A 25716-nucleotide genomic window follows, 5' to 3' on the forward strand; every position below is an offset into this window, starting at 1 on the left:
TTCTCCTTGTGCGGGGGGACACCGGTCAGCACATTCCGGCCGGTGCGGAGGTGGTGCAGACATTGCCGGTGAAACGGTTGCCCGTGCCGGCGGTGTCCTGGTCGGCCAGGTCCGCCGGCTGGTTGCCCAGGACGGTGTTGTCGCTGATGGTGTTGTCGGTGTTCTTCGCTCCCACGAAGCTCTTGAACAGCACGACGCCGCCCGAGAGCGGGGTGGCACCCACGTTGTCGCGGATCACGTTGGACCGCACCTCGGTGGACTCGGTGCCGGTCAGGACGATCCCGGAACCCTGGATCGCGGGCAGCCGCTCGGTGGCGGCGCAGAACTTGTTGTTGCCGATGATCCGGTTCGACCGGACGGTCATGGCGCCGGCCTGCGGTGTCCCCTCGTCGCCCACGACGAACACGCCGCTGCAGTTGGCGGTGAAGGTGTTGTGCTTCACCATCAGGTTCCGTACGCGCCGGGCGGTGAACCCGATCCGGTTGTCGGTGAGGGTGTTGCCCCGGACCCGGGTCCCGCCGGTGTCGGTGGCACCGCCCTCCTCGTCGACGCTGTTGGCGACGAAGATGCCCGCGTCCCCGTTGGAGCGGGCGGTGTTGTGCCGGAGGTCGGAGCGGGTGGACCGCTGCTGCGCGATGCCCCAGACGCCGTTGGACGCGGCGGTCACCGAACGGACCTCCAACCCGTCCGTCCAGGACGCCCAGATGCCGCTCCTGGTGAACCCGGACACGGTCAGGGACCTGATGGACACGTCGTCCACGGTGTCCTGTGCCGTGCCCAGGACACAGATCCCGTTGCCTGCCTTCGCGCAGGCGTTCTGGGTCCGGTCCTCGCTCGCCCCGGGCCGGATGACGGTACGGCCCCCGGAGCCGCGCAGGGTCAGTCCGGGTGTCGTGATCAGCACGCTCTCCCGGTAGGTGCCGGGCCGGACGACGATGGTGTCACCGGGCTGCGCGGCGTCCACCGCCGCCTGGATGGACTGGCCCGGACGCACCACGTGGCCGCCGGCGGCGGCGGCCGGGCCGGACGGGGCGACGACGCCCAGTCCGACGGCCGAGGCGGCTGCGATGCTCACGAGGCTGGTGATGTGTCGTTTCCTCATGAGCCGAAGCTAGGGGCGATCACCCCCCGATGCCACGCAGGGTGCCCGGTTGGACACGGGCCGTGCCCGAATGGCTTACGCCGCGGCGAAGGCCCCGCGTCCGTCGTGGACGCGGGGCCGGGCACTCGGGTGATTCGTCCCGTCTCAGCCGGCGGCCGGGCGGGGTGCGACGACCGTGCGGGCCCACCGGTAGTCGGCCTTGCCGCTGGGGGAGCGCTGGATCTGCGGGGCGATGACCAGATGGCGCGGGATCTTGTAACCGGCCAGCCGGGTCCGGCAGTGCGCCTGGACGTCGTCGAGCGAGGGGGCCTCGGCGCCCTCGCGCAGCTGCACCACGGCGGCGACCCGGTTGCCCCACCGCTCGTCGGGAGCGCCCGCGACCAGCGCGTCGTACACATCCGGGTGGGACTTGAGCGCCTGCTCGACCTCCTCCGGGTACACCTTCTCGCCCCCGGTGTTGATGCACTGCGAACCCCGGCCGAGCACCGTCACGATGCCCTCGGCGTCCACCGTCGCCATGTCGCCGAGCAGCACCCACCGCTCGTCACCCTTGCGGAAGAACGTCTCGGCGGTCTTGCCCGGGTCGTTGTAGTAGCCGAGCGGCACGTGACCGCGCTGGGCGATCCGCCCCGGCTCGCCCGGCACCACCGGTTCGTACGTCGCCGGGTCGACGACCGCCGTACGCGCGTTGACCCTGAGACGGAAACCGTTCTGCGGACCGGAGTCGGCGGTCGCCGTGCCGTTGAAGCCGGACTCGGAGGAGCCGAAGTTGTTCAGCAGCATCACATGCGGCACCAGCGACTGGAACTCCGCCCGCACCGAGTCGGACATGATCGCGCCCGAGCTGGAGACGGAGAACAGCGCCGAACAGTCGGTGCCCTTCAGCGGCCCCTTCAGCGCGTCGATCAGCGGCCGCAGCATCGCGTCGCCCACCAGCGACACGCTCGTGACCTTCTCCTTCTCGATGGTGCGGAGCACCTCGTGCGGCACGTACTTGCGATGGACGACGACCCGCTGACCGAAGTTGAAGCCGATGAACGCGGTGAGCGTCGAGGTTCCGTGCATCAGCGGGGGAGTGGGGAAGAAGGTGATGCCCTCCCCGCCGGCCGCCACCCGCTCGGCCAGCTCCTCGGGGGTCTTCACCGGGTCGCCCGTCGGTGCGCCGCCACCCAGGCCGGAGAAGAACAGGTCCTCCTGGCGCCACATCACCCCCTTGGGCATGCCCGTGGTGCCGCCCGTGTAGATGATGAACTGGTCGTCGGCCGAGCGGGCCGGGAAGCCCCGCCCCTCGCCCCCGGCCGCCTCCGCCGCTGCGAACGCGACCGCGTCGGGCCCGGGCGTGCCGTCCGCCGACGCGCCCACCCGCACCAGATGGCGGAGCTTCGGCGCCTGCGGGGCGGCGGCGGCGACGCGCCCGTCGAACTCCGCGTCGAAGACGAGCGCCGCCAGATCCGCGTCACGGTAGAGGTAGACCAGCTCCTCCTCCACGTAGCGGTAGTTGACGTTGACGGGGACGATGCGTGCCTTCATGCAGGCCAGCACGGTCTGGAGGTACTCGATGCCGTTGTAGAGGTGCAGCCCGAGATGCTCGCCGGGACCGATGCCCGCCTCGATGAGGTGGTGGGCGATGCGGTTGGCCGCGGTGTCGAGCTCCGCGTACGTGAGCCTGCGTTCGGCACCTGTTCCGGGATGGTCGAGGTAGACGAGCGCCTCGCGTTCCGGGACAGCGTCGACGACCGATTCGAACAGGTCGGCAAGGTTGTACTCCACCGTTCCTCCTGACCCCGGTTGCTGAGTGGCTCGGCGGTCATTAGAGCGCCGACCGGCACAAGTGGGAAGAGGGCCCGGGAAGAAATCTGACTGACTGTCAGAAAACTATTGAACTGCTTCCCCACTTACTGCAACCTGTTCTAGCCTTGAGACGGGAGACAGACCATGGGCGGTACGGAACACCTCACCGTGCAGCGCGAAGGCGCCACACTGGTGCTCACCCTGAACCGGCCCGAGAGCAAGAACGCGCTCTCGCTGCCGATGCTGGTCGGCCTGTACGACGGCTGGCTGGCCGCGGACGAGGACGAGGAGGTCCGCTCCGTCGTCCTCACCGGAGCCGGCGGCTGCTTCTGCGCCGGCATGGACCTCAAGGCCCTCGCCGGCAAGGGAATGGAGGGCGAGCAGTACCGGGACCGGATGACGGCCGACCCCGATCTGCACTGGAAGGCCATGCTGCGCCACCACCGCCCCCGAAAGCCGGTCATCGCCGCTGTCGAGGGCCACTGCGTGGCCGGCGGCACCGAGATCCTGCAAGGCACCGACATCCGCATCGCCGGCGAGAGCGCCACGTTCGGACTCTTCGAGGTCCGCCGCGGCCTCTTCCCCATCGGCGGGTCCACCGTGCGGCTGCCGCGCCAGATCGCCCGCACCCACGCGCTCGAGATGCTGCTCACCGGCCGCCCCTACTCGGCGGACGAAGCGGCCCGGATCGGGCTGATCGGCCGAGTCGTTCCCGACGGCACCGCCCTGGAGGCGGCCCTGGCCGTCGCCGAGCAGATCAACGCCTGCGGCCCGCTCGCCGTCGAGGAGGTCAAGGCCTCGGTGTACGAGACGGCGGAGATGACCGAGACCGACGGCCTCGCCGCCGAACTCAAGCGCGGCTGGCCCGTCTTCGCCACCGCCGACGCCAAGGAGGGCGCCCGCGCCTTCGCCGAGAAGCGCCCGCCCGTCTACCGGCGGCACTGAACCATAGGAGGCACCTGTGCCCGACATCCTCAGCGCACCGCTGGTGGTCGAATTCCCCTTCACCCGCTCCCTCGGCCCGGTCCAGAGCGCCTTCCTGACCGGACTGCGCGAACGCACCGTGCTCGGCGTCCGGACCGGAGACGGCAAGGTCCTGGTCCCGCCCGTCGAGTACGACCCCGTCACCGCCGAGGAGATCCAGGACCTGGTCGAGGTCGCGGCCACCGGAACGGTCACCACCTGGGCCTGGAACCCGCACCCGCGCCGCGACCAGCCGCTCGACACCCCCTTCGCCTGGGTGCTCGTCCGCCTCGACGGCGCCGACACCGCGCTCCTGCACGTCCTGGACGCACCCGGACCCGACGCCGTCCACACCGGCATGCGCGTCCGCGTCCGCTGGGCCGGGACCCGCACCGGCGCCATCACGGACATCGCCTGCTTCGAGCCGTACGAGGGTGAACCCGGCGGATCCGCCCCGCACGACGGCGAGTTCGCGGACCCGGTCACCGGCATCGTCACCCCCGCACGCCTCGACTACACCTACTCGCCGGGTCGCGCGCAGAGCGCCTACCTCGAAGCGCTCGCGGGCCGGCGCGTCGTCGGGGAACGCTGCCCGTCCTGCCTCAAGGTGTACGTCCCGCCGCGCGGCGCCTGCCCCACCTGCGGCGTCGCCACCGACGAACGGGTCGAGGTCGGGCCCCGCGGCACGGTCACCACCTTCTGCGTGGTCAACATCAAGGCCAAGAACCTCGACATCGAAGTGCCCTACGTCTACGCCCACATCGCCCTGGACGGTGCGGACCTCGCGCTGCACGCCCGGATCGGCGGCATCCCGTACGACCAGGTGCGGATGGGGCTGCGGGTCGAACCCGTCTGGTCCGAGGGAAACCGCCACCCCGACCACTACCGGCCCACCGGTGAGCCCGATGCCGACTACGACGCGTACAAGGAGCTGGTCTAGATGCGAGACGTAGCGATCGTCGCCTTCGCGCAGACCGACCATCTGCGGCGCACCGACGAACTGTCCGAAGTCGAGATGCTCATGCCCGTCCTGCACCAGGTCCTCGACGCCACCGGCCTGAGGACCAGCGACATCGGCTTCACCTGCTCCGGCTCCAGCGACTACCTCGCCGGCCGCGCCTTCTCGTTCACCATGGCGCTGGACGGGGTGGGGGCGCACCCGCCGATCTCCGAGTCCCATGTCGAGATGGACGGCGCCTGGGCCCTGTACGAGGCCTGGGTGAAGATCCAGACGGGCGAGGCGGACACCGCGCTCGTCTACGCGTACGGGAAGTCCTCGCCCGGCCAGGTGCGCGACGTCCTCACCCGGCAGCTCGACCCGTACTACACCGCTCCGCTGTGGCCCGACTCCATCGCACTCGCCGCGCTCCAGGCCCAGGCGCTGATCGACGCGGGCGACACGGACGAGACCGCGCTCGCGGCCGTCGCCGCCCGCAGCCGCGCGGACGCCGCGGACAACCCGCACGCGCAGCTCAGCGGGCCGGTCCCGGCCGGCGACTACCTCGTCCAGCCGCTGCGGACCGGCGACTGCCCGCCCGTCGGCGACGGTGCCGCCGCTGTGATCCTGGCCGCCGGGGACACCGCGCGGGCCCTGTGCGACCGGCCCGCCTGGATCCGCGGCATCGACCACCGCATCGAGGCCCACGGCCTCGGAGTGCGCGAGCTCACCGAGTCGCCGTCGACCCGGCTCGCCGCCGAACGCGCCGGGGTCTTCGAACGCCCCGTCGACACCGCCGAGTTGCACGCCCCGTTCAGCTCCCAGCAAGTGGTGCTGCGCAAGGCGCTCGGCCTGGGCGACGAGGTCAGGGTCAACCCGTCCGGCGGCGCGCTGGCCGCCAATCCGGTGATGGCAGCCGGGCTGATCCGCCTCGGTGAGGCCGCCGCCCGTATCCACCGCGGCGAGTCCGACCGGGCGCTCGCCCATGCCACGTCCGGCCCGTGCCTCCAGCAGAACCTGGTCGCCGTCCTCGAAGGGGAGAGTGCTCATGCCTAAGGAGCCCGTGGCCGTCGTCGGCATCGGCCAGACCAAGCACGTCGCCGCCCGCCACGACGTCTCGCTCGCCGGCCTCGTCCGCGAAGCGGCCGTGGCAGCCCTCCAGGACGCCGGGCTGACCTGGGCGGACATCGACGCCGTCGTCATCGGCAAGGCCCCCGACTTCTTCGAGGGCGTGATGATGCCGGAGCTCTACCTCGCCGACGCCCTCGGCGCGGTCGGCAAGCCTATGCTCCGCGTCCACACCGCGGGCTCGGTCGGCGGCTCGACCGCGCTCGTCGCCGCGAACCTCGTCGCGGCCCGCGTGCACCGGACCGTCCTCACGCTCGCCTTCGAGAAGCAGTCGGAGTCCAACGCCATGTGGGGCCTCTCGCTGCCCATCCCGTTCCAGCAGCCGCTGCTGGCCGGCGCGGGCGGCTTCTTCGCACCGCACGTGCGGGCCTACATGCGCCGGACCGGGGCGCCGGACACCGTCGGCTCCCTCGTCGCGTACAAGGACCGGCGCAACGCGCTGAAGAACCCGTACGCGCACATCCACGACGCGGACATCACCCTGGAGAAGGTCCAGGCGGCGCCCATGCTCTGGGATCCCATCCGCTACTCGGAGACCTGCCCGTCCTCCGACGGGGCCTGCGCGATGATCCTCACCGACCGCGCGGGCGCCGCCCGTTCACCGCACCCGCCCGCCTGGGTGCACGGCGGTGCGATGCGCAGCGAACCGACCCTCTTCGCCGGCAAGGACTTCGTCTCGCCGCAGGCCGGGAAGGACTGCGCCGCCGATGTGTACCGGCAGGCCGGGATCAGCGACCCGCGCCGGGAGATCGACGCCGTCGAGATGTACGTGCCCTTCTCCTGGTACGAACCGATGTGGCTGGAGAACCTCGGCTTCGCGGGCGAGGGCGAGGGCTGGAAGCTCACCGAGGCCGGAGCCACCGAGCTCGACGGCGACCTGCCCGTGAACCCCTCGGGAGGCGTGCTGTCCACCAACCCCATCGGCGCCTCCGGCATGATCCGCTTCGCCGAGGCCGCCCTCCAGGTACGGGGTCGGGCGGGAGAGCACCAGGTGGACGGGGCGCGGCGGGCCCTCGGCCACGCCTACGGCGGCGGCGCCCAGTTCTTCTCCATGTGGCTCGTCGGCGCCGAACCGCCCACGGGCTGACACCGGGACCCTCCCGGACAGGCCGCGCCCGACGCGCACCGCGGCCTGTCCGGGAACACCCGCGATGACTAGGCTCTGTCCCGGCCGCAAGGACGAGCGGAAGGAGCCGACGTGGCACCCAGGACTACGCCCCAGTACTTCGCCCGCTGGGGCAAGCCGGAACTCGACCTCGGCAACGCCCGGTGGCATTCCGGCAGTCAGGGCATCGGAGACGTCCAGATCGCCTTCGTCGAGGGATTCATCGCGATGCGCAACGCCGGGCGCACCGGCAGCCCGCCGCTGGTCTTCACTCCCGCGCAATGGCGCACCTTCGTCGTGAACGCCCGGCACGGCGGGTTCGACCCGCGGTGACCGGCCTCCGAGGAGCCACCCGGGCCGCCCGGACCGGTCGCGGGGCCCCGGCCCCGCGACCTCACGAGCGGCGGGGCGCACACCTTGGGTAGCGTGGCGGGTGTGACCGGTGAAAGTGATCTTCGCGTCCTGCTGAGCGATCTGCGTCCGGAGCTGCACCCGGGGCGCTACGTCTACGCGACCGCGCCCGACGGACGCGTACCCTCCGGTGCCACCCCGGTCGTCACGGTCCGTGAGGCCGAAGGGCTCACGCTGGTACTCCCCGAAGCCGAAGCCGTGGCGGTGGGGCTGCCATACTCCTACGTGACCGGCTGGATCACTCTCCGTGTGCACTCGGCCCTGGAGGCCGTCGGGCTGACCGCCGCCGTCTCGCTCGCCCTCACCGACGCGGGGATCAGCTGCAACGTGGTGGCCGGGTTCCACCACGACCACCTCTTCGTCCCGTACGAGCGGTCCGCCGAGGCGGTCGCCGTGCTTGAGGCACTGGCCTCGGAGTCGGGCACGGGGTGACCGGGGGTGTTGCCGGGGCCGGGGCGGCACAGGCCTGCCCGGGCCCGGCTCGGCGAGGCGGCCCCGGACACGTAACATGTCTGCATGTCCTTCCTCCGCCGCCGTAGCGCCGCCACACCCGCGGGCCCCGACTTCGACGTCCTGGCCATGGACCCGGGCGACTGGCCCGGAAACCTCGGCGCCGGTCTGCTGCCCGCTCCCGACGGCAGCTGTCAGGGCGTGTTCCTGCGCTACGACCTGTTCGGCGGCCGCGGCCCCGCGATGATCATCGGCAACCTCCCGGAGGGCTCGCCCGCCCGCGAGACGGAGGAGGGCCAGGTCCCCTTCGAGGTCGCCCAGCTGCTGCTCGCGCTGGAGAACGACGAGCCGGTCGAGGTCACCGGCACCGAGGACATGCCCGTGATGCAGGGCGACAACCTGCTGATCGTGCGCCGGGTGAAGCTCTCCGAGAGCCGAATCTCCTGCGTGCAGTTCGACCGCAGCGACGGTGTCCTCGTCACCATCGCCAGCTGGGACCGGCCGATCACCGATGATCTGTACACGCTGCTGAAGCCGCTGCCAGCCGAGCTCTTCCAGCAGGGCTGAGCCGGCCCCGGCCGCCGTTCGGCCGCGCCATTTCCGTCCAAGTACACGCGGCCTCTGTCCAAGAGGTCGCTTTGTCGTGCGCCTTGTCGGGGCAGTCGTCGGACCTCTAGCGTCGTTCGGCATGACATCCGGGATGACACGACGTACCACTGTGAAGACGGCGATCGGCGTAACAGGGGCTCTGGCGTGGGGAGTTCCAGCTCTCTCCGGAACGGCAGCCGCCTCCGGCACCTCCGATGAATCGGAGACTGCTGAGCGACAGGCGGAGCTGCCGAACCCGGTACTCCACTACCGGGCGCCCGCCGCGGACTGGGAGCGCGAGTCGCTGCCCATCGGCGGCGGGGCCCTGGGCGCGAGCGTGCACGGAACCCTTGCCTCCGAACTCCTCACCCTCAACGAGAAGACTCTCTGGACCGGCGGGCCCGGCTCGGCCCAGGGATACGACTTCGGCAACTGGACCGCCCCCAGGCCGGGCGCCCTCGCCGGAGTGCAGGAGCGCCTCGACCGAGAGGGGTCCCTCGGTCCCGACGCCGTGGCCGCCGAACTCGGACAGCCACGCCGCGGCTACGGCGCCTACCAGGTCTTCGGGGAGCTCCACCTCGACGTACCGGACGCACCGGCCGCCCCCGACGCCTCCTACCGGCGCGCCCTGGACCTGCGCACCGCCCTGGCGTCCGTGGCCTACACCCACGAAGGGGTGGCCCACAGCAGGGAGTTCTTCGTCTCCCACCCGGGTTCCGTCATCGCCGGCCGGCTGACGGCGGACAGTCCGGGGCACGTGGCCTTCACCCTGCGCTACACCTCCCCGCGGAGCGACTTCACCGCCTCCGCCGCCGGAGACCGGCTCACCGTCCGCGGCGCGCTCCAGGACAACGGACTGCGCTTCGAGGCCCAGATCCGTGTCCGCACCTCGGGCGGCGAGGTCACCGCCGGGGCTGACGGCAGTCTCACCGTCACCGGAGCCGACCACGCGTGGTTCTACCTGGCGGCGGGCACCGACTACGCGGACACCTACCCCGCCTACCGGGGCGAGGACCCGCACCGGAAGGTCGCGGCCGCCGTCGACACCGCCGCGGCCGCCTCGTACGAGAGCGTGCGCACCGCCCATGTGAACGACCACCGCACCCTCTTCGACCGCGTCGCCCTCGACATCGGCCAGGACCTCCCCGACCTGCCCACCGACCGGTTGCTGAGCTCCTACACAGGATCGGGGAGCGCGGCGGACCGGTCCCTGGAGGCGCTCTTCTTCCAGTACGGCCGCTACCTGCTCATCGCCTCCTCACGGGCCGGCTCGCTGCCCGCCAATCTCCAGGGCGTGTGGAACAACGCCACCAACCCGCCCTGGTCCGCCGACTACCACACCAACATCAACCTCCAGATGAACTACTGGCTCGCCGAGGTCACCAACCTGGCCGAGACCACCGCACCCTACGACCGCTACGTCGAGGCGATGCGTGAACCCGGCCGCAGGACGGCGAAGGAGATGTTCGGCACCGCCGGCTGGGTCGTGCACAACGAGACCAACCCGTACGGCTTCACCGGCGTCCATGACTGGTCCCCCGCTTTCTGGTTCCCCGAAGCGGCCGCCTGGCTCACCCAGCAGATGTACGAGCACTACCGCTTCAGCGGCTCCACCGGCTACCTGCGCTCCACCGCCTACCCGGCGATGAAGGAGGCCGCCGAGTTCTGGCTCGCCAACCTGCGCACGGACCCCCGCGACGGACTGCTCGTCGTCACCCCGAGCTACTCGCCCGAGCACGGGGACTTCACCGCAGGGGCCGCGATGTCCCAGCAGATCGTCCACGACCTCCTCACGAGCACGCTGGAGGCCGCCCGCACCCTCGGCGACGCCCCCGCCTTCCGCGACCGTCTCGAAACGGTCCTCGACCGCCTTGACCCCGGCCTGCGCACCGGGTCCTGGGGGCAGCTCCAGGAGTGGAAGACCGACCGTGACGACCCGGCCGACACCCACCGTCACGTCTCGCACCTCTTCGGCCTCCACCCCGGCCGGCAGATCGAGGCGGGCAGCACCTGGGCCGAGGCCGCCGCCGTCTCCCTGAGAGCCCGCGGGGACGGCGGCACCGGCTGGTCCAAGGCCTGGAAGATCAACTTCTGGGCGAGGCTGCGGGACGGCAGCCACGCCCACAAGATGCTCGCGGAACAGCTGAAGAGCTCCACCCTGCCCAACCTCTGGGACACCCACCCGCCGTTCCAGATCGACGGGAACTTCGGCGCCGCCTCGGGCATCGCGGAGATGCTGCTGCAGAGCCAGCACGACACCGTCGAGATCCTGCCCGCTCTGCCCGCCGCCTGGCCCGACGGCTCCGTGCGCGGACTGCGCGCCCGCGGTGGCTTCACCGTCGACATCGAATGGGCCGCCGGAAAGGCCCGCCGTGTGGTGATCACGGCGGGCCGCACCCGTGAAGTGACCGTACGCAGCACGCTGTTCACGAGCGGCGAGAAGGTCATCAGGGCCCGGGCGGGACGCCGTTACACGCTGACCCCCGAGAGCTGAGCGAACAACGAAGTCACCTGCGCCGCCGAGGTGCCGATCCCCGTGGGACCGCTCAGGTGCCACGGGGCCGCGGTGCCCCGGCGCAGATCCTCCTCGCGGTAGCGCCTGCAGTCCCGGTGCCAGATCAGGATGCCCGCGATCCAGTGCTTCAGCTCCAGCACGTAACCGGCGAGGATCTCCCTCGCCTCCGCGTCCAGATCGAAGTCGTCGAACAGCACCGGGAGTTCCTGCTCGGCGACATGCAGGAACTGGCGCAGCCGCGAGTTCATCAGGTCGTGCACGATCCTCATCGCCGTCGGATAGTCCACGGCGAAGAAGTTCTGCACGACCAGCACACCGTTGTGCACCTCACCCTCGTACTCGATCTCCTTCTGGTACGAGAACAGGTCGTTGAGCAGCGCGGCGTAGTCGGCCGCCGCGTTCTCCAGGGAGCGCAGCGGGCCGCTCGCGTAGATCTCCGGCGGTACCTTCCTGCCGTGCCCCAGCCGGCACAGACTCATCGTCAGATCCGAGCCGAACGTCATGCGCCGCATCTCGACGTAGTCCACCGGGTCGGGAATCCGGTTCTGTGCCTGGTTCGCCAGCTCCCACAGCCAGCTGGCGGTCATGTCCTCGATGGACGTGCGGAACGCGCGCCTGGCGCTGTCGTCCATCGGTGCGCTGGTGCGCTCCCACAGGTCACCCAGCCCGCGTTCCAGCGCGTTGACGGGCTCGGGCGGCGCGGACCCGTCCAGCGGCATGAAGAGCGAGAGCCGCTCGTTGGCCAGCCGGGCCCCCGCCAGATCGCGGGCCCGCCCGTGCACCACGGGGAACCAGTCGTCGCCGTAGGTCCCCCACGCCAGCCACTGCGAGGACAGGTCGAGCTCGTCGGGGGTGGCGTCCGGGTGGATGCCGGCAGCGCAGAGCGGCAGGTCGATCGCCCGCAGGCGCTCCTCGTCCCAGATGTGCGAGCCGGGCACCCCCGGCTGAGCCTGGAGGATGCCCACCCGGTCCGCCCAGCTGACCATCCGCTCCCGGGCCCCGTCCAGGTGCGGACTGAGCGTCGTGCCGAACGGCAGGTCGAAGTCGGGCAGCAGGGACGGCCCGACGTGCTGGTAGGGCAGATGCGTGTGACTGCGCGCCCTCGCGGACTCCGAGCGGGGAGTGAGACGGATCGACGCGGCGGCCATCCCGAAGCCCGGCTCGGCCTGTCCGGCCCCGCCGTCGTTCATGTAGCGGCTGGAGCGCATGTGCCACTCGTGGCCACCGGACTGCCAGTCCTGAAGCCCCTTGACGTACGCGAGCACCGCCGCCGTCTGTGCCGCGTCGAGGCCCTTCCCCGCGCAGAGCGGGCCCAGTTCGGTCAGTGCCGTGTTCTCGAACTGCTGCAGCCGGGACGTCAGCAGATCATTGACCGCCTCGGCGGCCTCCTGCGTCGAACAGTCGAGGAAGCGCTCAAGGACCAGAACCCCGTTGCTGTTCTCGCCCTCCTCCTCGACCTCCCGCTGGTACGAGAACAGGTCGTTGCGCAGATGGACGCCGTCGGAGAACGCGTCGCGCAGGACACGCAGGGCCCGTTCACCGGCGACGGCCTCGGGTACCTCCGCAGCCGCCGCGTACTCCACCAGCCCCGCCGACCAGGGGGCGCCGCCCACCTTTCGCCGCATCTCGATGTACTCGACGGGGTTCGCGATGCGGCCCTCGTTGATGTTGGCGAGTTCCCACAGCGACTCGTTCAGCAGGTTCTCCGTCGCCTCCGCGAAGCGCACCCGCCACGCGTCCGACATCCCCGGCACCGTCCGCGCCCACAGATCCGCCAGCCCCGCCTCGACCGGGTTCTCCGGCTCGGGCGTCGGCGCACCCCGCTCCATCGGCATGAACGCGGGCAGCCGGTCCAGGTAGCGCTTGCCCCCCTCACGGTCCGGGGTGCGCTTGAACAGCTCCAGGAAGTGGTCGTCGAAGAAGAAGACCCACACATACCAGTCGGTGACCAGGGACAGCGCCTCGGCCGAGCAGTCGGGGTGGGTGTACGCGCACAGCAGTGCGTAGTCGTGGGAGTCGAGGTCCTTCTCCTCCCAGATGCCGGACCCCTCCAGCATCCCTATGGCCCGCGCCCACGTCTTCGTGTGCTGCCGCGCCTCCTCGACGTGCGGGTTGAGGCGCGCCGGGTACGGAACGTAGAAGTCCGGCAGGGTGAAGGGCTGTGCCATGTGCGTCCGGCCTTTCGGTGAGCCTCCGCGTGAGCGTCACGCGGATCGTTCGTGTCCGCGCCAGCACTACCCTTCGGCCGTTCGAGGCACGCACAGCCGCCATTAGTCACACAAGAAGTGCGCTCGTTCGAGGGATGGACCGGGGCCGCTCCGGCCGGCCGGCCCCTGCGTAAAACTCAGGTAACACGGCACCGCCAGAATCCCGTTGCCGCTTTCCCTTCGCAGGTCAGAGCACCTGCCAGTGGTCTGGTCCACTGGCTCGACCCGCGGCCCCCACCACACCCTTGACGTGCCATCACCTCAGGTCAGAGAGTGTGCGCGCACAACGGAACGCGAGATCGGAAACACGAACACCTCTCGACACGCACGGCTCGGGAAACGCCCAGCTCCAAGAAGGGTTGTCATGACGTCCAAGCAGAGGACCGGACGCGCACTCGCGCTGACCACCGTCGGCGCACTGAGTCTCGCGCTGCTCAGTCCCGCGGCACACGCGGGCGCGGACGGGGTACGGCCTCAGTGCCCGCGCGGTCTGGACTGCGACTGGGTCCCGGCCGCCTACCAGCAGACCGGCGATCCGGCCGACAAGGAGACGTACGGCAACTACGACACCGCGGACCGGCCGCACAGCAACAAGATCAAGTTCATCGTCCTCCACGACACGGAGGAGGACTTCGACACCACGCTGAAGATCTTCCAGAACCCGCTGAAGCAGACCTCGGCCCACTACGTGGTGCGATCCGGCGACGGACATGTCACGCAGATGGTGAAGAACGAGGACGTCGCCTGGCAGGCCGGGAACTGGTACGTCAACAGCCACTCGATCGGCATCGAGCAGGAGGGCGTCGCCACCGAGGGCGCGAAGTGGTACACCCCCGAGATGTACCGCTCGACGGCAGCGCTGGTGCGCTACCTCGCCGCCAAGTACGACATCCCCCTGGACCGCCAGCACATCATCGGTCACGACGGGGTGCCGCCCACCAGCGCCGCCGGCACCAAGGGCATGCACTGGGACCCGGGCACCTACTGGGACTGGAACCGCTTCATGGCGCTCCTCGGCAGGCCCACCGTGCCTACCGCCCGCAAGGGCAGCGAACTCATCACCGTCAGCCCGCGGTTCAAGGACAACCAGCAGGCGTTCCGCGACTGCGAGAAGGGCATCGACCTCCCCGTACAGGGCTCCAGCGCCGTGCCGCTGCACACGGAACCCTCCGAGGACGCGCCGCTCTTCTCCGACCCGGGCCTTCACACGGACGGCTCTCCCGGCACCAACTGCGCCGCCGACTGGGGCAGCAAGATCAGCGCCACCCAGCAGGCGGTCGTCGCCGACCACGCACCCGGCTGGACGGCGATCTGGTGGTACGGCAAGAAGGCCTGGTTCAGCACTCCGGCCCGTACCCGCACCACCACCCCCACGTCCGGCTACGTGGTCAAGCCGAAGGCCGGCAGGGCGGAGGTGCCGGTGTACGGGGTCGCGTACCCGGAGAAGTCCGAATACCCCGCCGACTTCGCGGACCAGCGGGTGGGCACGGCCCTGCAGTACACCATCAAGGCCGGCCAGTCCTATCCCGGCGGCGGAGAGGCCCCCACCGGCTTCTTCTACGCACCGACGATCGACTCCTCCTACCCCCTGGACCACGCCTACTTCCGGGGCAAGGAGAAGTACGTGACGGTCCAGATCGGGCACCGCATCGCCTTCGTGAAGGCATCCGACGTGGACATCGTCCGCGCACACTGAGCGGATTCACCTCTCCGAGGGTGCAGGGCAGCACAACAGCGCGCTGCGGGCCCGGTGTGTCGGCACCGGACCCGCAGCGCGCATCCCCGTCGGACAGGTCAGCGAGTGCCGACCGCGGCTCGAACCGCACTCCGCGCCATGGCGCAGTCGTCGTGCAGGCGGCGCAGCAGCAGCCGTTGCTCCTCACCCGAGGAGAGCGCACCCGGACGCTCCTGCCCGGTCCGGGCCGGTGCGCTGGTGTCCCGCATGGCCCGCTGCAGGGCCGTCTCGTACGTACGGATCTCCCGCGTCAGCACGAGCATCAGATTGACCAGGAACGCGTCCCGCGCGGCGGGGCCCGCGACCTGGGCCAGCTGGCTGATCTGACGCCGCGCCACCGGCGCGTCACCCAGAACCGCCCAGAGCGTCGCCAGGTCGTAGCCCGGCAGGTACCAGCCTGCGTGCTCCCAGTCCACCAGTACCGGACCGGTGGGCGACAGCAGGATGTTGGAGAGCAGCGCGTCACCGTGGCAGAACTGCCCCATGCCCTGGCGGCCGCCGGCGTGAGCGAGGCCGTGCAGGAGCTTCTGCAGGTCCCCCAGATCGCGGTCGGTGAACAGACCGAGCTCGTGATAGCGCGCGATCCGTGCGGCGTAGTCCAGCGGGGCGTCGAACAGACCGCCCGGCGGACGCCAGGCGTTGACCCTGCTGACCGCGCCGAGCACCGCACGCAGATCCGCCCGCGGCGGGGCCTCGGACGGGTGCCTGGTCAGCGCCGCCACCCGCCCGGGCATCCGCTCGATGACCAGGGTGCAGTTCTCCGGATCCGCTGCGATGAGCCGGGGCACCCGGACCGGCGGGCGGTGCCGGACGAACGCCCGGTATGCCGCTATTTCGTGGCGGAACCGCTCCGACCACGCGGGGGAGTGGTCCAGTAAACACTTGGCGACCGCGGTCGCGCGGCCGGTGGTACCGACGAGGAGCACCGAACGGCCGCTGCGCCGCAGTACCTGTACCGGGTTGAACTCCGGGCAGATCCGGTGCACCGAGGCGATCGCCATCCTCAGCTGAGCACCCTGCGGACCGGACAGGTCCAGTCTTCCGCTGAGCGAGGGGGCGCCCGGCCCTGCCACGCGCCGGGTCCGGCCGATGCCGGGCGCGGGGACGGCGGCGCGGGGGTCGAGATACGGTCCGCCACCCGCTCCCAGGGGACGCAGCGGCCGGGGCGGGGCGGACACGGAGGACGATGCTGTGTACATGGGCGAGACAGATCCCTTCGTGCGCCGACAAGTTGCGTGCGCCGCCCCGGCCGGCGGCCGTTCGGCACCCTGGGGAGTACCTAGGGCTGCCGGGCGGGGTGGCGCACTCCTACCTGACACCGGCGTGCCGGTGGCAGAGAACATGGCGCCCCCTGGCGAAGGCTGGCGAATAGTCGCAGGGCATCTGACAGGGGGTTACTGTCAACACAGCCGAGAACCTGGGGGCTTGACGTGACCGGAGAACCCAACACCCGCCTTTCCGACCTGTTCGGCCTTGCCGGCTGGTCCAAGGGCGAACTCGCGAGAATGGTGAACAGGCAGGCGGCGGCCATGGGCCACCCCCAACTGGCCACCGACACCTCGCGCGTGAGGCGATGGATCGACATGGGGGAGTCCCCGCGCGATCCGGTGCCCGAAGTGCTGGCAGCCCTGTTCACCGAGCGGCTCGGTCGTGTCGTGACCATCGAGGACCTCGGGTTCGGCCGACGCGGGCGTGTGGGGAAACGGCGAGAGGCCGGGACGGATGACAATCCCGACCAACTCCCGTGGGCGCCCGAGCGGACGGCAGCGGTCCTCACCGAATTCACGGGAATGGACCTCATGCTCAACCGACGCGGCTTGGTGAGCGCGGGTGCCGCGCTCGCCGCCGGCTCCACGATCGCCGGCCCCATGCACGACTGGCTGCACACCGACCCCGTACTGGCGGCCGACGCCCCACGTATCGACGATCCCGTGCACGCGGACCCGGCCGGATACGACCGGTACGAGGCCGCGCCCATCGGCTCGGAGGAGATCGAGGCGCTGGAACGCTCCGTGGAGGTGTTCCGCGCCTGGGACGCCTCCCGCGGCGGAGGCCTCCAGCGCAAGGCAGTGGTGGGCCAGCTGAACGAGGTGGGCGGCATGCTCGCCTACCGCCACCCCGACCACCTGCAGCGCCGCCTCTGGGGCGTCGCCGCCAACCTCGCCGTGCTCGCGGGCTGGATGTCCCACGACATCGGTCTCGAACCCACCGCCCAGAAGTACTTCGTCATCGCCGCGCACGCCGCGCGTGAGGGAGGTGACCGCCCGCGGGCGGGCGAGGCGCTCTCCCGGGCAGCCCGGCAGATGGTCCACCTGGGCCGTCCCGACGACGCACTCGACCTCATGAAACTCGCCAAGTCCGGATCGGGCGACATGGTCCTGCCACGAACCCAGGCGATGCTGCACACCATCGAGGCCTGGGCGCAGGCGTCCATGGGCCGGGGGCAGGCCATGCGGCGCACCCTGGGCCGGGCGGAAGAGCTCTTCATCTCGGACAAGGGCGATGTGCCACCGCCTAGTTGGATGCAGATGTTCGACGAGGCCGATCTGCACGGCATGCAGGCCCTGGCGTTCCGCACGCTGGCCGAGCACGACCCCTCGGCCGCCGTCATCGCACAGCGCCACGCGAAGCAGGCGCTGGAACTGCGGGTCAACGGACGCCAGCGGTCGAAGATCTTCGACTACATCTCGCTCGCCTCGGCCTGCTTCATCGCAGACGACCCCGAGCAGGCCGACCGCTACGCACGACTGGCCCTGGTGACGATGGGGGAGACCTCCTCGCACCGCACCTGGGACCGGCTGCGCGAAATGTACCGGCTGACGGGCCAGTTCGCGGGCTACGCGAAGATCGAGGACCTGCGTGCGGAGATCCAGCTCTCGCTGCCCCAGAGCTCCGTCATCAAGAGGCCCAGGAGTTCGGAGATCTGATCCTTGGCGGCACGAGGACGAGACGCTGTCAGGATGAGGCGCCCCGTGGGAATGCCGTCGTCCCCTTCAGCGCCCGTCCTTCCAGATCGATGCGGCTACGCGCCGATGCGAGCGATCAGCACGCACGCGTCGTCCAGTCGCTCGGTGCCGCCGAACTCCTCGGCGACGGTGCGTACGCATTCCTGCGCCGTACGGGCCTCGGCGAAGCGCGGCGCGAGTCCGAGCAGCGTTTCCGTGCCCGGGCGGAGACCGTTGTGCATGCTCCCGGTGCCCCGGGCCAGCCCGTCGGTGTGGAGTACCAGCACGTCGCCGGGCAGCAGGTGTACTTCGTCCTGCTCGTACGCGACCCCGGACGCCGCTCCGAGGAGCACTCCGTCCGGAGGGGGTACCGGGCGCCCGACGCCGTTGCGGAAGAGCAGGGGCGCCGGGTGCCCGGCCTGTGCCCAGTCCAGCCTGCGGGTGGCGGGGTCGAACCGGCAGCACACCGCGCTGCCCAGTGCGGGCTGGATCGATGTCTGCAGTAACTGGTTGAGGTGCCCCATCAGGGCTCCGGGTTCGATCCCGGCCACCGCCATGCCGCGCAGCGCGCCCAGGATCATCGCCATGGCGGAGGTCGCCTGGATGCCGTGACCGGTCAGATCGCCGACGGCGAGCAGCGAACGGCCGTCCGGAAGCTGCATCGCGTCGTACCAGCCGCCGCCGATCAGGGCGCTGGAATCCGACGGCAGGTAGTGGGCCGCGATGTCCAGCGACCCGGGCCCCCGGTCGGGGAGGGTGAGCGAGCCCCGCCACGGGGGAAGCACGGCCTCCCGCAGTTCCACGGCCATCCGGCGCTCGGTCCTGGCGATGTGCTGCTGCCGCTCGAGCGAGTCCTGGGTGCGGTGCACCACCTGCTGGCTGCGGCGCAGCGCGCTGACATCGCGCAGGACCGCCCACATGGAGGCCGTGCAGCCGTCCGCGTCGAGGACGGGTTCGCCCATCATGTGAAGGGTCCGCAACTGCCCGTCCGTGCGCAGGATGCGGAACTCGCCGTCTATCGGTTTGCCGTCGACCAGGCAGTCGGTCACCAGGGCCGTGAGCAGCGGCTGGTCCTCGGGCAGGAGCACGGAGGGCAGGTCGTCCAGGGAGAGCGGTCCGGCCCCGGGTGTGCGGCCGAAGATCTGGAGCAGTTCGTCCGACCAGCTCACCTCGTCGGTCAGCAGATTCCATTCGGCGCTGCCCACCCGGCCGATGAGCGAACCCGGCTGCTCGCCGGCGGGCGGGGCCTGGCGGGCGGGCTGGGCCGCCCCGGCTGCGAACTGTTCCGCGGCCCCGGAGGGCAGCCCCTGCCTGAGCTGTCCCAGATGTGCGCCGAGATCATCGAGCTGATGGACCGCCAGATCGCACAGTGCACGCTGCCAGCGCAGCTGCGGGTCGTCCTCGTCGATGAGGACGGTGTCACGCCGCACCGCGTCCACGTCTCCCCGCAGCCGGTGCGTCCGGTTGATCAACGCGTCGACGGCAGCACTTTCGGACGGGTGGGGGGCGGGGCGGTCCGCAGGCGGGTGGGGCGGCATGTCGTACTCCGATACAGGCGCGGTACAACCAGGTCTGAGGGTGGACCGGATACGACTGTGGCACAGCCGACACGAGCCCGTAAGGGGTTTGGCAACACTCGAGGCGTTCTTGCGTCCGGCATATGTCAGCGGCTGATCGGAACCCGATTCCGTCGAACACCCTTGCTGTCTGCGGGCGTTGATGCAAGTCACCCGGCGCTCGATGGCTGATGTGCGCCCGTGTGCGCCGTCCTCGCGCGGTGCGCGCGGGCCGTGTGCGGGCATATGCGGGCCGGAGCCCCCGCCTGGGCGGGGGCTCCGGGGGTGATGACCGTCTCCGTGGTGTCAGCAGAGGGCGATGCGGCCGTACGAGCCCATCTTCCACTTCCACTCGAGGGTCTCGCCGGGCGAGGTGGTCCAGCAACTCCTGTCGGGGCCGTTGTTGATCACCAGTTGGATGTGCATGTTCCGGCCGCAGTTGTTGGTCGTCCAGGCCGTCTTGTTCTGCTTGATGACGTCGCGCGCCACGCAGGCGGGCGCGGTGTCGCCGGCGGCCGCCGCGGGGCCTGCCGCGGTCATGCAGGTGGCTGTGATCATCGCGGTGGCCGCGAGAGTGGTCAGGGTGTTCTTCAGGCGCATGGCTCACGTTCCTGGGGGAGGCCGGCTGAATTGCCGGGCACAGCGGTCAACGAGCGTGGCGGCCCCGCGTGACGGCCGCCGAAGGGTGCTCGGGCGCCCGGTGGGAGGTGGTGGGCGGTCCGGGAATGCGCCGGGGTGCGCCCGCGTTGCACGAGCAGAACGAAAACGAATCCCGTTACCACTAAGAGTGGGATCGGTACAGGAGCCCGGAGGTGCCCATGGCCCGCAGTGAGACCCGTCCCGTCGTCACCCTGCGCTCGACCGCCGGAACCGGTCGGAGCTATGTGACGCGCAAGAACCGCCGCAACAACCCCGACCGTCTGGTGCTGCGCAAGTACGACCCCGCCGCCGGCCTGCACGTTCTGTTCCGCGAGGAACGCTGACCGTCCGCCGGCCGCTGCCGGACGGCCCCTGCCGTCCGTCCGTTCTCGTACCAGGGAAGGAATGTCCATGAAGTCCCGAATCCACCCCGCCTCCCGTCCAGTGGTCTTCCGCGACCGCGCCGCCGGAGCGGCCTTCCTCACCCGTTCCACCGCGGACTCCGATCAGCGGGTTACGTGGGAGGACGGCCGGAGCTACCCCGTCATCGACGTGGAGACCTCGTCGGCGAGTCACCCGTTCTACACGGGCACCCGTCAGGTGCTGGACCAGGCCGGCCGGATCGAACAGTTCAACCGCCGTTACGGCAGCGGAGTGCCCGCCACCGGGGAGTGAAGCCGCGGTCCTCGTGGCCGGTGAGCGAGGCCGTGTCCTCGCGACCGGGCGTCCGTGCTCTGGATCACAGTCCGGGCTGCGGATTCCCGGGAACGCGGTCAGATGATTTATCGTTCACCTATACGTGGATGACGCGCTGAGCGCCCACACCAGAACCGCCCCGGCTGGAATCCCCCGATCCGGCCGGGGCTTCCCCTTGTCCGGGGCGTGCCCGACCTACGCCCGGACGGCCCGCCGCCCGGCCGCTTCGACGAGGAGCGCCGCGGCCGCCAGTCCCGCCGCAGCCACGGCACCGGACGCGGGCCACAGGCGCACCGTCAGCGCGGCCGACGCCGCGCCCGCCACGACCGCGAGCAGCCGGCCGGCCACCCAGCCGTCACCCGGACGACACGACCCGAGGGCCAGCCGCCCGACGAGGGACGTCAGCGTTCCGGTGAAGTAGTTCGTGGGCGTCGCCCGGACACGGCCCTGGATGCCCATCGCGAGCCCCATGACGACCAGGAGACCCAGCCGGTCCGCGTCCGACGTGATCAGGCCGCACGCCCACAGCACGGCGCCGGCCGTGAGCAGCACCACCTCGGCCAGCAGCATGACGGGCAGCCGCCACCACGTCCGCTCACCCGCCACGGCGCCCCAGGCCACCCCGCATCCGTACGAGACCAGCGCGGTGACCACGCGCAGCACGACCGACTCCTCGCCCGCACCCGCGGCCGCGGCGCCCAGCAGTACCAGGTTGCCCGTCATCACGCCGGCGAAGACCTGGCCGACGCAGATGAAGACGAAGGCGTCCGCCGCCCCCGAGGCCGCCGACAGCAGCAACAGCGCCGCGTGGGCGCGGGGACCGTCCGCGGTGTCGCGGGCGGCCGGTTCGGCGGATGCGGGGGAAGTCGGCACGACAGCATCCTCGCCGCCGTCCGTCCGGCCGTACGGTGTTGCTCGCGGCGCGGCGCGGCGGATGCGGCACCGGGGCTGCACGCCCGCACACACGGCCATCAGTCCAGGCCGCGCGCCTTCCTGAAGCGGGCCAGCCCGTCCGCCAGCTCCACCACCGGCTGCGGATAGTCCGGCCGGTCGTGCGCCGGCCCCCGCAGCTTCCACGGCTCGTGCACGGCGGCCCCGGACACCGCGGCCAGTTCCGGCACCCAGCGGCGGACATAGCTGCCGTCCGGGTCGTACCGTTTGCCCTGAACCACGGGGTTGAGGACCCGGTTGGGCCGGCTGTCCGTCCCGGTGCCGGCCATCCACTGCCAGTTCAGCTGGTTGTTGGCCACATCGCCGTCGACCAGCAGGTCCAGGAAGTGCTGTGCGCCGATGCGCCAGTCCACGTACAGCGTCTTGGTGAGGAAGCCCGCGGTGAGAAGCCTCCCGCGGTTGTGCATCCATCCCTCGTGGCGCAGCTGGCGCATCGCCGCGTCGACCACCGGGTAGCCGGTGCGGCCCTGCCGCCAGGCCTCCACGTCCTTGCTCGCGTCCGCCCCGGAGCGCCAGTGGTCGTGCCGGGTGCGGTAGTCCTGGCGGGACGCGGCGGGCCGGGCCGCGAGGACCTGATGGTGGAACTCGCGCCAGCACAGCTGCCGGACGAAGGCCTCGGCCCCCGCACCGCCGGCGGAGCGGGCCCGGTGGATGAGTTCGACGGGGGACAGGGTGCCGAAGTGGAGATGTGGCGACAGCCGGGACGTGGCGTCGCCGGACAGGTCGTCGTGACCTTCCTCGTACCCCGCGAGCCCGTGGCGCCGCCATGCGGTCAGCTGCTTGCGGGCCTGCCGCTCACCGCCCTCGGCCAGGCCCTCCGACACCCCGGACACCGCGCCGCGGGCCGGCACCTTCTCGGACCCCGGGCCGTCCGGGACCCGCACGGTGCGGGGCGCGGCGAATGCATCCCGTACCCGCTGCGCCGACCAGCGCCTGAAGTACGGCGTGAACACGGCGAAGTGGTCGGACGCCGCAGGCGTCACGGCACCGGGGGCGACGGCGGTGACCACGCCGTCGTGGACGTGCAGCCGCGTGCCGCCGGACTCCAGGGCCTCGCGCAGCCGCTCCTCACGCCGACGCGCGTAGGCACTGACGCCGGCCGCGACATGGACGTCCGCCGCACCGGTCTCCGAGACGATCCGGCCCACCTCCCCGACGACGTCGCCCGAGCGGACCAACAGCCGGCCGCCCCGCTCACGCAGCCCGGCGTCCAGGTCGCGGAGACAGTCGGAGAGGAAAGCCAGACGGTTCGGGGCGGCGAACCCGGACTCCTCGATCCCGCTGTCGCGGACGAACAGCGGCACGATCTCGTCCGAGGAGGCAAGGGCCGCCCGTAGGGGCGGGTGGTCGTGCAGCCGGAGGTCGGAAGTGAACAGGACGACCGCTACGGTCATGGTGCAACTCCTGGGGAGGCCGGGAAACTGCCATGCTGCCGTCCCCGGGACCGTCCGCGGGCGCACGGTCAGGGCGACACCGCCGCGCTCCCCGGTTCGGGTGACGGGAGGTCCGCCGCCGTACGGGCGATGTTGCGGGCCATCCCACCGAAGACGAGGGAGTGGAAGGGCCACACACTCCACCAGTACGCGTGACCGAGCAGCCCGCGCGGATGGAACAGGGCCCGCTGACGGTAACGCGACCCGTTCCGGCCGTCGGGCTCCACAGCCATCTCCAGCCACGCCAGACCAGGCAGCCGCATCTCCGCCCGCAGCCTCAGCAGGCGGCCCGGCTCGATCTCCTCGACGCGCCAGAAGTCCAGTGAATCGCCCACCCGCAGCCGGTCGGTGTCCCGCCGTCCGCGTCGCAGACCCACCCCTCCCACCAGCCGGTCGAGCCACCCGCGCACCGCCCAGGCGAGCGGGAACGAATACCAGCCGTGCTTGCCGCCGATCCCCTCGACGACCCGCCACAGTGCCTCCGGGGACGCGTCGACATCGCACCGGCGGGCGTCCGTGTACAGGCTGCCGCCGGCCCAGTCGGGATCCGTGGGCAGCGGGTCGCTGGGCACTCCGGGGACCGACGCGGACGACCACCTGGTGGTGACCCGGGCCTCCCGGACCCGTTGCAGTGCCAGCCGCAGTGCCTTGTCGAGGTCGAAAGGGTGCCCGGGGCCGTCGGGAACGTAGGCGGCGATGTCGTGCTCCCGGCACACGACCTCGTACCGCAGCGACTCGGCGAGCGGGCGGGCGATCGACCGCGGTACGGGTGTGACCAGCCCGATCCAGTGGCTGGACAACCGGGGTGTCAGCATCGGCACGGGCAGGATCAGCCGGCGCGGAAGGTCCGCGACCTCCGCGTACCGCTGCATCATCTCGCGGTACGTGACGATGTCGGGCCCGCCGATGTCGAAGGTGCGGTTCACCTCACGCGGCATCCGGGCGCTGCCCACCAGCAAGCGCAGCACGTCCCGGACCGCGATCGGCTGGATCCGGGTGGACACCCAGCTCGGCGTCACCATGACGGGCAGCCGCTCCGTCAGATAGCGCAGCATTTCGAAGGAGGCCGAACCGGATCCGATGATGACGGCGGCCCGCAGCGCGGTGGTCGGGACGCCGGACGCCAGCAGGATCCTGCCGACCTCGGCCCGCGAGCGCAGATGGGGTGACAGCTCCTCTTCCGGTACGCCGGACGGGGTGAGTCCGCCGAGGTAGACGATGCGGCCGACCCGCGCCTCCTTCGCCTGCTCGCCGAAGACCGTGGCCGCCCTGCGGTCCGTCTCCTCGAAACCACCGCCGGACGTCAGGGCGTGCACCAGGTAATAGGCCACGTCGATGTCCCGCATCGCGGGGGCGAGCGACCGCGCGTCGGTGACGTCGCCGCGGACGATCTCCACCTCACCCGCCCACGGGTAGTCCCGCAGCTTCTCCGGGCTGCGCGCCAGGCAGCGCACCCGGTACCCCGCCGCGAGCAGCTCCGGGACCAGACGCCCACCGATGTAACCGGTGGCGCCGGTGACCAGGCAGTGCAGAGACTGATTCCCGCGGTCGCTCGTCATGAGATCTCCGGATCGGTTTCGTCCAGCCGTGTCCGCCGGGCCGTTCGCGTGCCCGCACGTCCGGTCAGTCTGGCCCGCGCCAGCCCGCGTCGCACCACGCCGGTGCCGGCGGCCGGCGCGCAGGTGGCAGGTGTGCTGCGGCCGGTCGGGGGCATCTGTCGCCCATGGACGCAGAGGCGGGAAGAGACGCGCACAACGGGACACGGCACAGGGCATGGAGTCATGTGCTGCTTCAGGTCACCATTCTGGTGGCGGTCATCCTGGCCATGGTCGGGTTCTCCGTCGTGCTGGCGAAGGTGACACTCACACCCTCGCCCGCATCGGAGGATCTCGTCACGTCGAACCTCCACCCCGGACGCTCGCTGCGGCAGTACGCCGAGGACTACACCTTCCTCGCCGCGTGCAAGCAGGGCGGCGGCAACATCGTGCTGGGCATGCCGTTCGGCGTGCTGCTGCCCGTCCTCGTGCCACGACGGCTGCGCATGATCCGCATGGTCCTGCTGACCGTTCTGGTCATCGTCGTCGTCGAACTCGTCCAGGGAGCGCTGGTCGCCGGGCGGGCCTTCGACATCGACGACGTCATTCTCAACACGGCGGGTGCACTGTTCGGCTATCTGGTGCTGGGGCGGCGTCTGAGCCACCGCTATCACGTGCTGGCGGCCGAACCGTGGCGCGAGCCCGTCCCGGTCCCGGCCCGGCGGAGCAAGCCCGACGGCCCGAGGACCGGAAAGGCGACCGGGAAGTCGACCGGGAAGGCGACCGGAGAGTCGACCGGAGAGTCGACCGGGAAGTCGACCGGGAAGGCGACCGGAAAGGCGACCGGGAAGCCGACCGGGAAGCCGACCGGAAGGCCGACCGGGAAGCGAACCGGGCGGGCGGCCACGTCCTGGACGAGGGTGCGGCAGGACGTACGCGCGCGCCTCACCCGCGGGCGCGACCGTAAGAGCTGACCCGGCGCAGCAGCGGGAAGGCCGGCGGACACTCGATCGGCCCGTCGCCGATTGC

Annotated in this window: 22 protein-coding genes; 13 read left to right on the forward strand and 9 right to left on the reverse strand. The window is 71.0% G+C overall.

The window, feature by feature from the left end; genetic code table 11:
• Window positions 1-25: 25 nt before the first annotated feature.
• Window positions 26-1102, reverse strand: coding sequence for a right-handed parallel beta-helix repeat-containing protein (locus JGS39_RS01615; RefSeq protein WP_219566746.1), 1077 nt, complete (start codon window positions 1100-1102; stop codon window positions 26-28).
• Between the two features lie 144 nt (window positions 1103-1246).
• Complete coding sequence (locus tag JGS39_RS01620; protein ID WP_219566748.1) at window positions 1247-2872, reverse strand: acyl-CoA synthetase; 1626 nt, start codon at window positions 2870-2872, stop codon at window positions 1247-1249.
• A 165-nt stretch (window positions 2873-3037) separates the two neighbouring features.
• Between JGS39_RS01620 and JGS39_RS01625 the strand changes: the two genes are divergently transcribed.
• The 8 genes from JGS39_RS01625 (at window position 3038) to JGS39_RS01660 (ending at window position 10969) form a co-directional block, all read left to right on the forward strand.
• On the forward strand, window positions 3038-3838 hold the full coding sequence (locus tag JGS39_RS01625; protein WP_219566750.1) for a crotonase/enoyl-CoA hydratase family protein: 801 nt from the start codon (window positions 3038-3040) through the stop codon (window positions 3836-3838).
• Window positions 3839-3854: 16 nt separating this feature from the next.
• Entirely contained in the window at window positions 3855-4796 is a 942-nt protein-coding gene (locus JGS39_RS01630) for a Zn-ribbon domain-containing OB-fold protein (RefSeq protein WP_219566752.1), read from the forward strand.
• Window positions 4797-5849 (forward strand): thiolase family protein, encoded by a 1053-nt coding sequence (locus JGS39_RS01635; RefSeq protein ID WP_219566754.1) that lies wholly within the window; start codon window positions 4797-4799, stop codon window positions 5847-5849.
• A complete protein-coding gene (locus JGS39_RS01640) occupies window positions 5842-7008 on the forward strand; it encodes a thiolase family protein (RefSeq protein ID WP_219566756.1) in 1167 nt (388 codons plus the stop codon). Before JGS39_RS01635 ends, JGS39_RS01640 begins: the two co-directional genes overlap by 8 nt.
• Before the next feature lie 111 nt (window positions 7009-7119).
• Window positions 7120-7359 (forward strand): DUF397 domain-containing protein, encoded by a 240-nt coding sequence (locus JGS39_RS01645; protein ID WP_219566759.1) that lies wholly within the window; start codon window positions 7120-7122, stop codon window positions 7357-7359.
• 102 nt (window positions 7360-7461) lie between these two features.
• Entirely contained in the window at window positions 7462-7869 is a 408-nt protein-coding gene (locus JGS39_RS01650) for an ACT domain-containing protein (RefSeq protein ID WP_219566760.1), read from the forward strand.
• An 84-nt stretch (window positions 7870-7953) separates the two neighbouring features.
• Window positions 7954-8454 (forward strand): hypothetical protein, encoded by a 501-nt coding sequence (locus JGS39_RS01655; RefSeq protein ID WP_018550733.1) that lies wholly within the window; start codon window positions 7954-7956, stop codon window positions 8452-8454.
• 133 nt (window positions 8455-8587) lie between these two features.
• Window positions 8588-10969 (forward strand): glycoside hydrolase family 95 protein, encoded by a 2382-nt coding sequence (locus JGS39_RS01660; protein ID WP_236063068.1) that lies wholly within the window; start codon window positions 8588-8590, stop codon window positions 10967-10969.
• Here JGS39_RS01660 and JGS39_RS01665 read toward each other — a convergent pair.
• A complete protein-coding gene (locus JGS39_RS01665) occupies window positions 10945-13158 on the reverse strand; it encodes a terpene synthase family protein (protein WP_219566764.1) in 2214 nt (737 codons plus the stop codon). The genes JGS39_RS01660 and JGS39_RS01665 overlap by 25 nt on opposite strands.
• 403 nt (window positions 13159-13561) lie before the next feature.
• On the opposite strand from JGS39_RS01665, the gene JGS39_RS01670 reads away from it, so the two are divergent.
• Window positions 13562-14893, forward strand: a complete 1332-nt coding sequence (locus JGS39_RS01670; RefSeq protein ID WP_219566766.1) for an N-acetylmuramoyl-L-alanine amidase — start codon at window positions 13562-13564, stop codon at window positions 14891-14893.
• A gap of 98 nt (window positions 14894-14991) precedes the next feature.
• On the opposite strand, the gene JGS39_RS01675 is transcribed toward JGS39_RS01670, so the two are convergent.
• A complete protein-coding gene (locus tag JGS39_RS01675) occupies window positions 14992-16131 on the reverse strand; it encodes an aminoglycoside phosphotransferase family protein (protein WP_219566768.1) in 1140 nt (379 codons plus the stop codon).
• A 231-nt stretch (window positions 16132-16362) separates the two neighbouring features.
• On the opposite strand from JGS39_RS01675, the gene JGS39_RS01680 reads away from it, so the two are divergent.
• Window positions 16363-17859 carry a DNA-binding protein NsdB gene (locus tag JGS39_RS01680; RefSeq protein ID WP_219566769.1) on the forward strand — a complete coding sequence of 499 codons (1497 nt, stop codon included), beginning with the start codon at window positions 16363-16365 and terminating at the stop codon, window positions 17857-17859.
• Window positions 17860-17954: 95 nt separating this feature from the next.
• Here the strand turns inward: JGS39_RS01680 and JGS39_RS01685 are convergent, their stop codons facing one another.
• Together JGS39_RS01685 and JGS39_RS01690 are read right to left on the reverse strand one after the other, a co-directional pair.
• Window positions 17955-19415 carry a PP2C family protein-serine/threonine phosphatase gene (locus JGS39_RS01685; protein WP_219566771.1) on the reverse strand — a complete coding sequence of 487 codons (1461 nt, stop codon included), beginning with the start codon at window positions 19413-19415 and terminating at the stop codon, window positions 17955-17957.
• A 324-nt stretch (window positions 19416-19739) separates the two neighbouring features.
• Complete coding sequence (locus tag JGS39_RS01690; RefSeq protein WP_219566773.1) at window positions 19740-20033, reverse strand: alpha-amylase inhibitor; 294 nt, start codon at window positions 20031-20033, stop codon at window positions 19740-19742.
• 218 nt (window positions 20034-20251) lie between these two features.
• Here JGS39_RS01690 and rpmG point away from each other — a divergent pair, with 218 nt between their 5' ends.
• Window positions 20252-20416 carry a 50S ribosomal protein L33 gene (gene rpmG, locus JGS39_RS01695; RefSeq protein ID WP_148018267.1) on the forward strand — a complete coding sequence of 55 codons (165 nt, stop codon included), beginning with the start codon at window positions 20252-20254 and terminating at the stop codon, window positions 20414-20416.
• A 67-nt stretch (window positions 20417-20483) separates the two neighbouring features.
• The gene (locus tag JGS39_RS01700; RefSeq protein ID WP_219566775.1) at window positions 20484-20747 is read left to right on the forward strand and encodes a type B 50S ribosomal protein L31; all 264 of its coding nucleotides are present in this window, start codon (window positions 20484-20486) and stop codon (window positions 20745-20747) included.
• Between the two features lie 216 nt (window positions 20748-20963).
• Here JGS39_RS01700 and JGS39_RS01705 read toward each other — a convergent pair whose 3' ends face one another.
• The 3 genes from JGS39_RS01705 to JGS39_RS01715 all read right to left on the reverse strand — a co-directional run bounded on the left by JGS39_RS01705 (window position 20964) and on the right by JGS39_RS01715 (window position 24711).
• Window positions 20964-21641 (reverse strand): YoaK family protein, encoded by a 678-nt coding sequence (locus JGS39_RS01705; RefSeq protein WP_372456124.1) that lies wholly within the window; start codon window positions 21639-21641, stop codon window positions 20964-20966.
• A gap of 98 nt (window positions 21642-21739) precedes the next feature.
• A complete protein-coding gene (locus JGS39_RS01710) occupies window positions 21740-23113 on the reverse strand; it encodes a cryptochrome/photolyase family protein (RefSeq protein WP_219566777.1) in 1374 nt (457 codons plus the stop codon).
• 68 nt (window positions 23114-23181) lie between these two features.
• On the reverse strand, window positions 23182-24711 hold the full coding sequence (locus JGS39_RS01715; protein WP_219566778.1) for an SDR family oxidoreductase: 1530 nt from the start codon (window positions 24709-24711) through the stop codon (window positions 23182-23184).
• Between the two features lie 224 nt (window positions 24712-24935).
• Between JGS39_RS01715 and JGS39_RS01720 the strand changes: the two genes are divergently transcribed.
• A complete protein-coding gene (locus tag JGS39_RS01720; protein ID WP_372456125.1) occupies window positions 24936-25661 on the forward strand; it encodes a VanZ family protein in 726 nt (241 codons plus the stop codon).
• Window positions 25662-25716: the final 55 nt, after the last annotated feature.

Origin of the sequence: Streptomyces poriferorum, assembly GCF_019399235.1 — a bacterium.
Classification (GTDB): Bacteria; Actinomycetota; Actinomycetes; order Streptomycetales; family Streptomycetaceae; genus Streptomyces; species Streptomyces poriferorum.